The 13,145-nt window shown below is 70.8% G+C and carries 11 protein-coding genes; all 11 read right to left on the reverse strand.

The features are described 5' to 3' along the window. Positions 1–65 precede the first annotated feature (65 nt). Entirely contained in the window at positions 66–1,622 is a 1,557-nt protein-coding gene (locus ACZ5C2_RS34975) for a ParB/RepB/Spo0J family partition protein (RefSeq protein ID WP_468800347.1), read from the reverse strand. Between the two features lie 93 nt (positions 1,623–1,715). After that, on the reverse strand, positions 1,716–2,003 hold the full coding sequence (locus ACZ5C2_RS34980) for a hypothetical protein (protein WP_468800349.1): 288 nt from the start codon (positions 2,001–2,003) through the stop codon (positions 1,716–1,718). 61 nt (positions 2,004–2,064) lie between these two features. After that, the gene (locus ACZ5C2_RS34985) at positions 2,065–3,210 is read right to left on the reverse strand and encodes a DUF6573 family protein (protein ID WP_468800351.1); all 1,146 of its coding nucleotides are present in this window, start codon (positions 3,208–3,210) and stop codon (positions 2,065–2,067) included. Between the two features lie 93 nt (positions 3,211–3,303). Next, positions 3,304–4,191, reverse strand: a complete 888-nt coding sequence (locus tag ACZ5C2_RS34990; RefSeq protein ID WP_468800353.1) for a class I SAM-dependent methyltransferase — start codon at positions 4,189–4,191, stop codon at positions 3,304–3,306. Positions 4,192–4,279: 88 nt separating this feature from the next. After that, positions 4,280–4,894, reverse strand: coding sequence for a hypothetical protein (locus tag ACZ5C2_RS34995; protein WP_468800355.1), 615 nt, complete (start codon positions 4,892–4,894; stop codon positions 4,280–4,282). 57 nt (positions 4,895–4,951) lie between these two features. Next, positions 4,952–5,755, reverse strand: a complete 804-nt coding sequence (locus ACZ5C2_RS35000) for an LPD29 domain-containing protein (protein ID WP_468800357.1) — start codon at positions 5,753–5,755, stop codon at positions 4,952–4,954. A gap of 105 nt (positions 5,756–5,860) precedes the next feature. After that, positions 5,861–6,118 (reverse strand): hypothetical protein, encoded by a 258-nt coding sequence (locus ACZ5C2_RS35005; RefSeq protein ID WP_468800359.1) that lies wholly within the window; start codon positions 6,116–6,118, stop codon positions 5,861–5,863. Positions 6,119–6,211: 93 nt separating this feature from the next. Further along, positions 6,212–10,324: a DUF3560 domain-containing protein gene (locus ACZ5C2_RS35010; protein ID WP_468800361.1), complete on the reverse strand. Its 4,113-nt coding sequence runs from the start codon at positions 10,322–10,324 to the stop codon at positions 6,212–6,214. A gap of 123 nt (positions 10,325–10,447) precedes the next feature. Beyond that, positions 10,448–11,095, reverse strand: coding sequence for a hypothetical protein (locus tag ACZ5C2_RS35015; protein WP_468800363.1), 648 nt, complete (start codon positions 11,093–11,095; stop codon positions 10,448–10,450). Positions 11,096–11,216: 121 nt separating this feature from the next. Continuing rightward, the gene (locus tag ACZ5C2_RS35020; RefSeq protein WP_468800365.1) at positions 11,217–11,501 is read right to left on the reverse strand and encodes a hypothetical protein; all 285 of its coding nucleotides are present in this window, start codon (positions 11,499–11,501) and stop codon (positions 11,217–11,219) included. A gap of 70 nt (positions 11,502–11,571) precedes the next feature. Then, positions 11,572–12,141 carry a hypothetical protein gene (locus ACZ5C2_RS35025; protein ID WP_468800367.1) on the reverse strand — a complete coding sequence of 190 codons (570 nt, stop codon included), beginning with the start codon at positions 12,139–12,141 and terminating at the stop codon, positions 11,572–11,574. Between the last annotated feature and the right edge of the window lie 1,004 nt (positions 12,142–13,145).

A 13,145-nucleotide genomic window follows, 5' to 3' on the forward strand; every position in this document is an offset into this window, starting at 1 on the left:
CGGGCGGCGCGCAGAGAGGGGAGGGGGCCCGGGCCGGACCGGTCAGGTCCGGCCCGGGCAGCAGGTCAGGACGCGTCCTCGGAGTCCTCGACGCTCACGGCTTCCGGGTCGTCCGGGGTGTCCTCGTCGGCTTGGCCGTCGGCGTCGGCCGTGTCCGGCTCGCCTTCTTGGTAGGGCTCGTCGTCGACGATGGCCTGTTCGACGCTGGAGAGCGGGTAGCCGATTTCGGCGAGGAACGACAGCCACGTGCGCGCGTCGCCCCGGATCTCCTGCAGTTCGAAGACGGCGGAACGAGCGGTGCTGTCGGTGCGCCACGTCCGCGTCTCGCTCATCCGCTTCTCAAACGTCGCGGCCAGCACCGCGAAGTTCAGCAGCGTCAGCTTGGCCGGGGTCGCCGTCGCGGCACGCTCGGCGGGGTTGTCGTAGCCGGTCAGCTCCTGGACCAGTTTTCGGCGGCCGACGTCACCCACCCACTGAGCCACCGGCTTGGGGCAGGTCAGGAGCTGCGTGGTGACGAACGCGGCGAGCGGCTTCGGCGCGCTCTTGCGGCTGATCAGGTCCTTCAGCCACGCCTGACGGGTCGCCTCGGCGGCGCGGTAGGCCTTGTTGCCCGCCTTGACGTACTCGCGCGACGGCTCCGACGGCTTGGGCTGTGCTGCCTGGGTCGGCTGCTCGTTCCCGTCGCCGTCCGCCTCTTGGTCGTCCTCCTGGGGCGGCAGGTGGCCGAAGCGGTCGGGGTCGGTGCAGAAGTAGTCCACCTCGCCGGGCTCGCCGGGGTTCTCGGCCCAGGTCGCCACGTGGCCGGGGCACTCGGCGTGCGCCTCGGCACTCAGCGGCTCGCCGTCCGGGCCGGGGAGCTCCCTGAGCAGCTCGGCGGTCGGCGGAAGCGTGTCGGCGTCCTCGGCCAGGCGCACCCCGGCCTCCTGGAGCTGCGGGCGGACCTTCGCGCGGGCCTGCTGTTCTTCGCGGTCGTCGCGCTCCCACTGCACCTGGAACTCGAAGCGACCCGCGCGGTAGGCCTCCAGCAGTCGGTCTACGGCGGCGGGGTCGCCGTCGAACTCGCCCAGCACACCGAGCACTTCGAGGTCGAGGTCGTACGTTCCAACTTCGGCGAGCGCCGAACGGGTCCGCTCGCCGACGGCCTTGGCGGTCTTGACCGCGCGGGAGACCTCGGTACGGGACCGGCCGGTGAGCTGGGCGACCCTGGTCTGCTTCATGCCCGCGCCGACTGCGCCGAACAGGGCGTCGGCCTGCTCCAGCTCGGTCAGGCCCCGGCGGTAGTCGTCGTCGTTCTCGATGAGCTGGTCGATGAAGTCCTCGCCCGCCTCGCGCAGGGAGGGGTCGAGCACGTACGCGGGGACCTCGATCGCGTCCTGCTCCCCTTCGGTTTCCTTGGTGGCCCGGGCGGCGAAGTAGCGCCGGTGCCCCATCTTCAGCTCGTAGGTGTCCTCGCCGAGCGGGAGGACCACGACGGGGACCTTCACGCCGTTGGCCGCGACGGACTTGAGGAACTTCTCGTCCAGGTTGAGGTCCTGGCGGACGTTGTTCTCGTTGACGCGGATCTGGCCCAGACGCAGGGTGACCCGCTGCATCGGTGCCGTTGCTGTTGCGGTGTCGCTCACGGATTGCTCCTCGTGCGATCGGTTGGTGTCGAGCAAGTTGCCGCTTGCCCTCAAGAATCAATTATACGCTCTTTTGGGTTGGGGGCAAGGCCTTTAGTCCTGGTCGGCGGCGGTGTGGTGCTGGCGAATCGCTTCCGCAATGGCCTCGGCGATCGCCTCGATTCCCTCGGGCGTGTGCACCTTGCGGAACGAGGCGATCTCGCCGGTGGGGTCGAGGTTCGCCCACAGGCACAGTTCGCCGTGGTCGTCGACGTGGAGCGTGTACGTGTCGGCGTCGGGGGCGTCCAGGCGGCCGTAGGTCTCCCAGGGCCCGGAGTCGGCCTTCCAGTCGCCGCCGAGGATCTCGGCGACGCGGGCGGCCACGCTTGCGGGGGTGGTCATGGGCGGCGGTCCTCTCGGGTCGGGGGCCCGGGGGCGTTGCGCCCCCGGGCTGGCCGGATGATCAGTCCTCGTGGGGCTCCATGATGGTGATCACGGGCTCGCCCTGGTCTCCGGGACCGATCGCGCAGACGAGCTGGACCGGGCGGGCCTGCTGGGTGCGTCCGTCGCGCGGAACGCGCCGCAGGTCGACGGTGACCTGACCGCCGCCCCCGCCGCTGCGCCGGATCGCGTGGCGGGTCATGGTCAGCACGTCCCACAGGCGGCCGCGCTCGTCCTGCGGCGTCTGCCGCTCGTTGTCGCCCTCGTTCCAGGCCACGCAGCCTTCCCATACGGCGCTGGTGAGGGCGACCGGAACGCGGAAGCCGGCCTCCCGGGCCAAGTCGGCGTCGGCGGCTACCAGGACGCCGTCCGCCAGGGCCTGGGCGCGGGTGTAGGCGTGGATGATCTCGCCCGGGTCGGCCAGGGGGACGGACCGCATGGCGTCGTCGCTGACGTCGGGGTCGTCGGTCACGGCGGCGTCGTGCAGAACCGAGTCGATGCGCGACAGCACCTCATCCTCGCGTGCCGCGCGCCGGGACGCGGGCCGCTGCGGCGGGGAGCTGGGGCCGGTGGGCGCGTTGGCGGCGGCCTCGTCGGCCATCACGGCGTGCACCGCGAGCATCGTTGCCAGGCCGTTTGCCCTCTCCGTGTCCCCGGCGGCCTGGGCCTCGGCGTGCTCCTGCTCGAACCCGTCCCGGATCTGCTCGTGGCTGTAGCCCTGAGCGAGCTTGACGCGCACGGTCTTGCCCACGAGATCGACTGCCAGGGCGGGCAGGTGGCCGGGCAGGCTGTCGCGCTCCTCGGCTGTCCGCCTGCGGCGCGTGACGGCGCGGGCCGCGCGGTGGTCCTGCGCCCCGGCCGGGCTGGGCTCCCCGGCATGGTCGGCGGGCGCGGGGGCCTCGTCGGTCGGTACGGGGCCCACCTCGGACGTGGCGGGCGCCTCGGCGGTGAGGGTGTAGAACTCGTTCGAGTGGACGTGGACGGTCCACTTCTGCCCGGGGGTGTCCTCGGTGAGCCGGGTGCGCGGCTTGGTCTCCCACGCCTCGAATGCGCGCGCCGGGTCGACGGGCACCATGTTGCCGGTCGCGGAGTCGTAGGCACGGCAGGACCGGGCCGCTGCGCGAATCTGTGCAACGCGGTTGGTCCAGTTGCGGCGGATCGTGGTCATCGTGCGTCCTCCTGTGGGAGTTGGTGACGGAAGCGAGTTGCCGCTCACTTTCAAAATTAATAATACACCCTTACGGTCAGTGATCAAGCGGTTTCAGAACAAGGTGTCCGCGTCTTCCCTGGCCCCGGTGTCCCGTGCGGCCTTGGGGGTGGGGGCAGCAGCGATCCTCGACCGATGGGCCCGGACGCTCGCCGACTGCCGGGCGCGGGCGGCCTGTTCGGCCTGGGCCTCCAGCTCGTCTTCGTCGCGGTTGTGCAGGACGATTTCGACGGCCGGTGAGGCGTCGCGCCACTGGTCGCGGAAAAGGTCGGTGGGGATCCCGGGGCTGGGGCGGAGCGTGATCCCGCTCTCGCGGTGGAAGCGCTCGTACGCGGGTGAGTCCTGATCCACGAAACCGCCCTCGATGCGGAACGGGGCCGATTCCCTCGGGATGATGAACGCGCCCCGCCGTGCCAGGGTCTCGGCAACCGCGATGACGTGGAACTCAAACAACGGACCCCGGTAGCCGGGGGCGTTGCCGCTGCGCTTGATCCGTCCGAACGGCGGGTTGCTGATCGCGCAGTCGAAGGGACCGAGGTTCATTCCCGGTACGTCCAGCACGTCAGCACAGATCCACGTGGCCTCCGGCAGGACGCGCCGCCCGACCCTCACGTACTCCGGGTTCTTCTCCACGCACACGATCTCGCGCGGGGGCAGGCGCTCAAAGTGTCGGGTGACCAGGTCGCGGGCGTGCCAGGCCAGGCGGCCGATGCCCGCGCACAGGTCGATGATGCGATTGCCCGGGATCACGAGGTGGAGTTCGCCGGCGAGCTCGGCCGGGGTGAAGAACGCGCCGTCCAGGGTGCGGCCCGTGTTCGCGGACTCGTGGAAGTGATCGAGGACGAATTCGCGCTCCGTCTCGGTCAACTCGCCGTCGCTGTCGACCAGTTCGCACGCTCGGTTGTGTCGCTTGGTCTGCTCCTTGCTGAGCTTTCCGGCCATGACGTGCTGCCTTTCGGGGGTGGTGTGGGGCGCCGGTCCGCAGGTGCCGTCCGGACCGGCGGGGAGAGGGGCGGTGCGCGCCCTCGTGCTACGTGTCGGTGGGCGTGGGCTGCGGTGCGGCGGGGAACCACCACTCCTTGCGCTCGTCGCCGTCGCGGGGGTAGGCGGAGATGCGGACACCGGCCGTGGTGGACGAGTGGTAGAAGCACCACCGGCGGTGGGCGATGACGCGGTCCCAGCGTGTGACGTAGCCGTCGAACACGCTGACGGGCGTGCCGTAGCGGTTGCGTTCGGTCCGGTAGACCCTCCATCGCATGCAGTCGGCGACCTGCCAGCGGGGCCCGATTCCTGCGCGCTCGATCCACAGTTCGGTGCAGTCGTGACAGGACACCCGCCGCAGGGCCTGTCCGAGGTCTACGGGCTCCCACCACGCCGGGGCGGCGCGGCACAGAGCTGGGCCGCCGTCCTCCTCGGCGCGGTGCACCGTCAGGGCCAGGCCGTCAGCCGTGCGGTACCCGGACGCGCCTACTGCGCAACGGGCGATGAACATCCGCCGGGCGCGGCAGGGGGCGGTCGGGGCTGCCTGCGGGCCGGCGCAGGCTCCACCGTCCGTCTCCCAGGCCTCGACCGTGCCTGGGCTGGCGGCGGTGTCGCGCGGGTGCGAGCGGTCGCCGGTGGACTGAGAGGGGGAGTGCATGGACATGAGGGCTCCGCTCCGTGGGCCGGGCGCCTGGGGCGCCCGGCCGGTCGGGTGGACGGTTCAGGCGCTGGGGGTCGCCTCGGGCTGCGCCGTGGTGACGGTCAGGTCGGCGGCGCGCAGGTCAGTGGCGACGGCGGCGATAAACCCGGTGTCGGCCTCCTTGTGGCGGGTGCCGGGGGCGTACCAGTACTGGTTCTTGCGGTGCCACTTGAAGTCGTGACGCTTCAGCACGTCGGCGGCGCCGTCGCCCAGACGCGTACCGGTGACCGTCGTTCCGTCCTCGTCCGTGTGCGTGAGGGTGAGCCCCTCCGCGGCCTCCTCGCCCTGCCCGTGGGCGCTCGCCGGACGGGCGGCCTGGGCGGCGGCCTGCTCCTTGGCGGCGGCCCAGCGCTGGGGGAGGACGATGTCACTGGCGATCTGCCACATCTGCTGCGGGGCCCAGTTCTCCTTGATGACGTGGCCGTCGATGACGCAGGCGTCGAGCATGCCGCTCGTGGGCGGCTCGGTGCCGTCGTGGGCCTCGGACCACAGGGCGGCGGCGGCCTTCAGTGCGTCATCGGAGACGTCCCGGTGGGTGTTGATGTCGACCAGCGGCTTACCGGTGACCTTCCGACCCTTGACGGTGACGGTGACCGTGTTGTCGGTGGACTCGTAACGGTCCTCCATGCCGTTGAACTGCGCGCCCTGCATGGGGCGGGTGTGCTCTTCGACGTCGGCCGTGCAAGGGCCGTCGGTCCAGTAGACGGAGATCCACGCGGCGGCGGTACCGGTGCCCTTGCGCACGCTGAACTTCACGCCGGGGAACGCGCTCTTCAGGCGGTTCCGGAGTTCGGCGGCCACGTCCTTGGTGTCGATGTAGTCCATGCCCTGTACCTCTGCTGCGAGTTGGGTTGGTGGTGGATGAGTTGCCGCTCATCTCTGAAATCAATAATACGCGCTTGCGGGGGGAGGTTCAACGCTTCCGCCGAATCAGTCAGCACTGAAGATGCATTCACCGTTGACCGTGATCCGGATCGGGATCGTTCCATCCGGGCTGATCAGGTCGCCGGGTACCTCGCCGGTGTCCAGATGGACGGACACCACCAGGCCTTCACCGCAGCTCCAGTAGGCGTAGACCTGGGTCCCGCCGGTCTCCAGACACGGCAACGTGCCCCGCTGCTTCCGGTGCTGGTGCAGAAACCGCGCGCGTCGGTTCAGGGTGGTCGCTCGGCGCTTGCTCAGTCGCATAGCTGTGCTTCCTCTGAGGAATCCTGGGTGGCGGCCGGCGCCGTGGGCGCCCGGCCATGGGTGCTCAGGCGGTAGGGGTCGGCGTGGTGGCGGTCAGGCCGGCGGCGTCGGCGGCAATGAACCCGGTGTCGGGGCGGGCTCCGGGGTGATGTCGCGCGGGTCGGCGGGGATCACCTCGCCCGTCAGGGCGGCCCGCATCTGCTCGGCCGACATACGCCCGCTCACCTCGTTGTAGGGGAGCGTGTACGTGCTGCCCTGGTGCCGGGTCTCAGCCGTTGCCGCGCGGGTGACCACGCGGCAGCCGCCGACGGCGCCGACGGTGCCGCCGTCAAACGCGGCGTGGATGTGCGGCACGGTCACGGTCTTGGTGTTGACCCGGGTCACCTCGTACCAGGACCCCCGCCACCGCGCGAAATCGCCCTTCACGAAGTCGGCCCGCCCCCACACCTTGAAGCCGCGCCGCTCCGCCTCCTTGATCGTCTCCGCCCAGTACGTCAGCTCTTCGTCGTACTCGGCCAGACGGCGCGTCAGCTCCTCCCGGTGCGCCTCGGACGGCTCGCGTCGCCACACATCAGCCTTACGGCCCTTGTCGTCAACGCCGTCACGCTCCCGCAGAACGCCGCGCCGCTCCGCCTCCAGCTTCTCGATACGGCGCAGCGTGCGGCCCGGGTTCTTCCGGTACCGCTCGTAAGCCTCCGCCGCCTGAGCGCGGGATGCCCAGTAACCGGCCCGCTCGCCCTCGGCGATGCTCTTACGCATCGCGTTGTGCATGCGCTCTTGATCCCTGCGGGCGCGCCCCTCCGAGTGATGGCCTACCAAGATCGGCTGACCCATCCAGAACCGTTCGCCGATCCGGTCCGAGGCATCCCGCGCAGCCTGCGAGGATGCCGCCGCACGTCCGGCCCGGTCCGCGTACCGCTCCGTCCGTTCCTCGGCCGCGTCCACGCGGGCGGCCTCCCGCTCGGCGAACGACATGGTTTCTTCGATCACCACAGCGCATGACAGGCCGAGTGCGCGTACCGCGTCCGCTGCCCGGTTGATCTTCCACCGGTCGGCGCCCTTGTAGCGGCTGCCGCGGATGAAGATTCCGGGGTTGCGCCGGTAGGTCCAGCCCAGCGGGCGCAACGCTTCCCACACCCCGTCACCCCTGGCGGAGCCCTCCACGGTGGTGCCGTCTTCGTGGGTGTGCCGGATGACGATGTCCGCCGCCTCGGCCTCCTCCTCCGCCTCCACGACGTCCCCGGGCAGGGTGAGCGCGCGCAGCGCCGCCGGGGAGTGCCCCATGACCCTTGCGGCGCACTCGGCGCAGCGCGGAGCACAGCCGGGCACGTCCCACAGCAGCACCCCGAACCCGCCACACGTGTTCGCCGCCGCGCAGTCACCGCGCCCGGCAGGCTTCGCCCAGTCGATCGGCATAACCGCCACAGCCGCCGCGACGGGGGCCGGGGTGTCGACGTCCGGCACCACGCCGCCCTCTGCCTCCCACACGTCCACCCCGGACGGGTCGGACACCACGTCGGCCGCCCCCACGGGCACCTCGTCACGGGGTGCCGGCGGGGGGAGCTCTCCGGCATCCCGGGCGAGCGCTCCGCCCTCGCCCTCCCACCCGTCCAGGTCGACCGCATCCGCGGGCGCGTCCGGCCGCGCGTCCTCCGCCAGAACACCCGGCGCCTTGCACTCCTGAGCAACCGTGGCGTTCACCGCGTGAAGCGTCGCCACGGTCTCCAGCCGGACCCCGTCCACCCATGCACCCGACGCGGTCACGTCGTACAGACCGGCCGACCACACCGCGCGCACTTCCCCCGGAACCTTGCCCGTGGCCCGCCCCCCGGCGCGCACGGTCACCGTGGCGCCCTGGCGCTGCATTGCGACGGTCCACCCGTTCGCCGTCGCCGTCTCGGCGAACGCCACGGCAGCCATAGGCAGCCACACACCCGGCGCGGCCTCCGTCTCCGCCACGACCGGCGCACCCGCGTAACCGTCCTGCCAGTCCTCCAACTGAGCCAGCGTCGGCGCCTTACCCGCCGCCGGGATCTTCGGCGCCTTCCACGGCTGAACCAGAGCCTTGACCGACGCGGACGCCTGCCCCTTCTCAGTCCCGCCCGTACGCCCGTGCGTCTTCTTCGACGGGAGGTCACGGCCGATCAGCGCGCGGCATTCATCCCGCGCGGCCACGGCATCGGCCAACAGGTCAACGAATGCCCGACGCTGCTCGTTCGCTTCCCCGTGCCTCACGTCCGGGTTCACGTCGACGTCTGTGGGAAGCTCGAACATCACCGCTGTACCGCCGTCGGCGGACACCCACGCCCCACGACCGGCCGGAACATCCCCAGACACGGCACGCGCCAGGAACGCACGCGCCGACCCCGACCGGCGCCCCGGTTCCGCCGCCTCCGCCTCCAGGGCGGACAGCTCACGCTCACACCGCCGGACCGCGTCCCGCGCGTCCATCCGCCGCCTATCCGCCGCCCACGACGCCTCACGGGCACGCTCCGACCACCCGCCGGACGTCTCGTAATGCACCACCACCCGCTCACCCAGCACACCAGCCGACCGGCGTACTTCCTGGTGAAGGTCGGACGCATCCCGCCGCCACGCCGCGCACGTCTCCGCGTGTTCCTCCGCCACCGTCAGCCGCTCACGCGCCACGGTCAGCGCACGGCGCGCACGCTCCGTCAGCCATGCCCGCGACACCCGCACCGTGCCCTCATACGGGCCACGGAACGCCACAGGGAACACACCGCCGTTGCCGTGGCAGATCACCGGCAACGCCTCAACCGCGCCCCCGTCGGTCTCCCACCCGTCCACCCCGCCGGGGTCCGACACGACGTCGGGCAGCACCGCCGGGCGCTCCGGCGCACCCTCGGCCGGACCGGCGTCCGCCGCCGTCACCGTGCCCCCCTCAACCTCCTCCGCCGGAACGTCCGGTGCCACGCCGCCACCGGCCGGAGTGTCACCGGCCGAAACCTCGGCCTTCTCGACCGGTCCCTCCCAACCGGGGCGGGTGATACGCAACAGGAACGCCGACGCCTGGGGCCGCACCCGCCCAGCAACCGCGCGCGGTTCCGGCGCACACTCCGCGCACTCCTGAGCCGACGGCACGTCAAGCCCGAACTCACGCACGACGGCGAGAGCGTCACGCGCTTCCCAACGGGCCGTGTCGACGTCGTCCTGCCCGTACGCGGACTCTGCGCCCTCTGCGCCCTCTGCGCACTCTTCGGCCTCACGAACCGCACCCCGGGCACTGTCGTACTGCTCATCCGTCAGTCCGTCCCAGTCGATGCGCTGAGCGAACGCACGGACCGCCTCCAGGGCAGCGCGCGCCATGCCGACCGACACGGCCGTCTGCGCGTTCTCCTCCGCCTTCTCCGCCGCGCGCTCCGCATGGATGCCGTACACGCGCGCCGTCTCGGCCGTTGCCCTCAGCACCGACGCGGGACGCTCCGCGATCACGTAGGCGATAGCGGCCCCCGTGACCTCGCCCCACGTACCGCGCACGTCCCCCGTCGGGAGGCTCACGGTGTGTCCGCCGCCCGACTCGAAATGGAAGCGGAACGGGAACCGCTCACCGCACACGGACAGTTCCGACAGCAGGTCGGAGCGCCGGAACTCCCCTTCGTAGCGGTCGCCCAGCGACCGCGCTTCCATCGCTTCCGGCCACTCCTCCGCCGCCCTACGCGCACGCTCGACTTCCGCCACGGACGGCGCCTTACGGGCACGCTTCCGGGGGGCCGAAGTCTTCGCCGCGGTCTCGGCCGGACCGGGCGCCGGAGCGTCCGCCCGGTCCGGCGCGGTCGGCTGTGTGAGGGCGGTGGGCGCCTCGGCGGTCACCAGGTCCGCGACGGCGCGCCATGCGATGCCCTGGGCGGCCGTCTGGCCGTAGCGGGTGAGGGTGGCGCCGTCCCAGCGGTGACCCCGGGCGGTGAGGCGCCACACGCAGCGCAGGACGGTTTCCCCGGCCTCTTGGTGGGCGGTGAGCAGCAGCGCGCAGTGTCCGGGCTGCGTCTCGACGGTGGCCGTCCATCCGGCCTCCTCGGCCTGGGCGGTGAGACGGACCAGGTTGCGCGGCAGGGCCACGCCCCGGGCGTCGGCGGTGCGGAGCTGCTCGGCGGGCGGGGCGGTGGGCGCCGGCGCTTCGGCAGGGGTCGGGGCCGGCTCCTGGGCGGGGGTGCGCGTGCTGCTGGCGGGGTGCGTGGTCGTGGTCATGCTGGGTCACTCCTGGTCGGGTTGGTGCCGGGTGAGTTGCCGCTCACACCGGGAGGTGGGGCAGGGGAAGGCAGGGTGTGCCCGCCCGGGCCGGTCGGGCGACCGGCCCGGGCGGGGTGGTGCTCAGTTGCGGCGGTTGGGCGGGCGGTTGTCCCGGGGTGCGGTGCGGCTGGCCTCTCGGGCGGTCGTCTCGGCCTGGTCCTCGGGGCGGGGTACTCGTTCGGCCTGCCGGAACTCGACTCCCGGCTCGGGGGCCAACGGCGCGCCGGTGGCGGGGTCGACGGTGTACGCCTGCCGGATCTCCTCGGCGGTGATCGGCCGAAGCCAGAAGTTCCGCACCTTCCAGCCGCGTACGAACTCCGACCCGTCGGGGCCGAACGTGCGCACGACGACTGCACCGGTCGCGCACCCGACCATGGCGGCGGCGAGAACGGCGCACACCCGCATGGATGCCTCCTCGTTGATGACCACGGCGTCACCGATGACGGTGAGTTCCTGGCCTTCGGTGAGGTCACCGTGCGGTGTGCTGGCGTTGGCCACCATGTGGTGTGTCCCGTCGCCGAGAACGGCGTTCAGGAGAGACAGATAGGCATCTGCCGCGCGGTCGAGCAACGCGTGCGCCGTGTCGGCGGCGGACTGCATCGCGTCGTCCGTCTCGGCGTTGCTGACGGGGGCGGGGGTCCACCGCATCGCGTCAATGCCGAGATCCTCGCTCGGCTCGACGTTCTGCCCTTCGAGGGTCTGCCGTACGTGGTCGTGGTACTCGCTCATCGTTCCCTGCCTTGGGTTGCTGAGTTGGTGGCGGGTGAGTTGCCGCTCACCTGCAGAATCAATAATACACTCTTGCGGGGGGTGATCGTCAAACCCTCAATCACCCCCCGGGCCTGGTGAGTTACGGCGACTCCACCGGCGTCACGCTCGTACGAAAGAACGGGTTCCGGCTGAGGCTGAACGTCACGCGCTTCGTCTCGCCGGTGCTCTCGCGCTTGCCGTAGATCTCGACGCCGGTCAACTCGTCTTCCTCGTACGCCACTTGCAACACGGTGCCTTCCCATACCTCGGGCCACGGGGCGGGCCGGTTGGCGGTCCTCGGGCGGGCGTGGGCGGCCAGACTCCGGGTCGGGTTGCGCTCGATGCGTACCCGCTGCCCTCGGCTGATCGGTCCTGTGGCGGTCATGCTGTCCTCCCTCTGGTGGCTGCTGCTCCGGGAGGGTGGGGCGACCGGTGGCCGCCCCACCCTGGGCGGGTCACTGCGTCCGGGCTGCCCGCTGCTCCTCGGCGGCCGTCAACAGCTCGTTGGCCCCGTGGCGGGCGTGGTCGGCTCGTACGCGCGCGGCCACGTCGTCGGCGGACGGCAGTCCGAACCCTCCGTCGCTGGCGAACATGTCGTACGCCTCGCGCCACCCGCGCACCTGGCACTCGACAGCCGCGCGGGACGCGCACGCGATCGTTAGACCTCCGACGGTGACGGACAGTGCGCCGATTCCGTCGGGGCTCACTGCCGCGCTGCGGGCCCGGATCTTCGCGCGTCGGGGCGCATCGTCCAGGATCACGAACGAATTGATGGTCAATTCGGGTTCGCGCAATTCTCCCGCGTCGACCTGCTCGGGAAAGATCCTGTCGAGCATTGCGGCGGCCTCGCACCAGCCTTCCCACCAAACGCGCGCGCCGGTAGGGTGCCGGAATTCGATGATGGCCGTGGGGATCTTCAGAAGGGGGATGAGCGTCAAACCGATAGATGCGTCGGTCTCGTGCTCTCCCGCAATGTGGATCGTGAGTCGGCTTACCGCGTCAACGGTCTCCGCTTCCGTGTTCAAGGGTGCTCCTCGTGTTGGTGATTGAGACTGAGTCAGGTTGCCGCCTGACTACGAAATCAATAATACACTGTTCGGTCCCGGGATACACCCGAAACGCCGAACCTTGCGACATCTCTTGCGACTTCTCTTGCGGCTACTCCTGCGACATCTCTTGCGACATCTCTTGCGCGAGCCTCTCCGGGAGGGTCGGCGTATCCGCAGGTCAACCAAGGTTCCCGCGCGTGGTCGGGGGTCTGACATCCCCTCTGCTGCCACTTTTGCCACGCCGGTTGAAGGATGAGTGAGGAATGGGTGCGGGGGTGGGTGGGGTGGTGGGCTTCGGGGATTGGGGGCGGCTGTGGTGTGTGTGCTGCGCGTCGGCTGCGCCGCCGCGCTGGCGCGTGGGTGTGTGGGGGCGTGTCCGGCCCGGAGGGCAGGACGGGGGAGGGGACAGGGGCAGGACGGGGCCTGGGGGCCCGTCTCTCACCCCTCCAGCTCCCTGCCCTCCCTCCTCCCTCCTCCCTCCTCCCTTCTCCCTTCTCCCTCCTCCCGTCCGTCCGTCTGTCCGGCTGACGGTCTGTCGGTCTGTCTCCCACCCCACCCCCGGGGCACCCGCTCTGCCGGAGGCAGCCCAACCCTCCACCCCCGAACAGGCATACGGGCCCCGGAGGGGCCCGTATTGCCCACCCCGGTATTCCGTGGTTTACTTTTCTCCACGGAATACAATTCAAGTTCCCTCGTTTTCAAGGGAATCGGAGATTCCCTAAAAACCGCCCCACCAACCAAACTTGAGGGAATCGGAGATTCCCCCGAACTCCCCCCGCAACGAATATGACAAACCCTCAACTAAAACCCCAACACCCCACCCACAAAACAAAACCAGCCGCATTTCGTGCCGGAGGCACGCACGTTATTGGAAATGGCCGGAGGCCAATTCCAATAACGCCCCGCCGGAGGCGGGCAATTCGCGCGGGGACGCGCGAAGCGAGCGAGCGAGCATTCGGTGCCGGAGGCAAGCGAAGCGG

The organism is Streptomyces sp. NPDC031365, from assembly GCF_055569765.1.

Bases quoted from the DNA above. Each gene is read 5' to 3' on its own strand.
- ACZ5C2_RS34995 (WP_468800355.1), bottom strand. From the start codon at position 4,894: ATGTCCATGCACTCCCCCTCTCAGTCCACCGGCGACCGCTCGCACCCG.
- ACZ5C2_RS35010 (WP_468800361.1), bottom strand. From the start codon at position 10,324: ATGACCACGACCACGCACCCCGCCAGCAGCACGCGCACCCCCGCCCAG.
- ACZ5C2_RS35020 (WP_468800365.1), bottom strand. From the start codon at position 11,501: ATGACCGCCACAGGACCGATCAGCCGAGGGCAGCGGGTACGCATCGAG.
- ACZ5C2_RS35000 (WP_468800357.1), bottom strand. From the start codon at position 5,755: ATGGACTACATCGACACCAAGGACGTGGCCGCCGAACTCCGGAACCGC.
- ACZ5C2_RS34985 (WP_468800351.1), bottom strand. From the start codon at position 3,210: ATGACCACGATCCGCCGCAACTGGACCAACCGCGTTGCACAGATTCGC.
- ACZ5C2_RS35015 (WP_468800363.1), bottom strand. From the start codon at position 11,095: ATGAGCGAGTACCACGACCACGTACGGCAGACCCTCGAAGGGCAGAAC.
- ACZ5C2_RS34990 (WP_468800353.1), bottom strand. From the start codon at position 4,191: ATGGCCGGAAAGCTCAGCAAGGAGCAGACCAAGCGACACAACCGAGCG.
- ACZ5C2_RS34980 (WP_468800349.1), bottom strand. From the start codon at position 2,003: ATGACCACCCCCGCAAGCGTGGCCGCCCGCGTCGCCGAGATCCTCGGC.
- ACZ5C2_RS35005 (WP_468800359.1), bottom strand. From the start codon at position 6,118: ATGCGACTGAGCAAGCGCCGAGCGACCACCCTGAACCGACGCGCGCGG.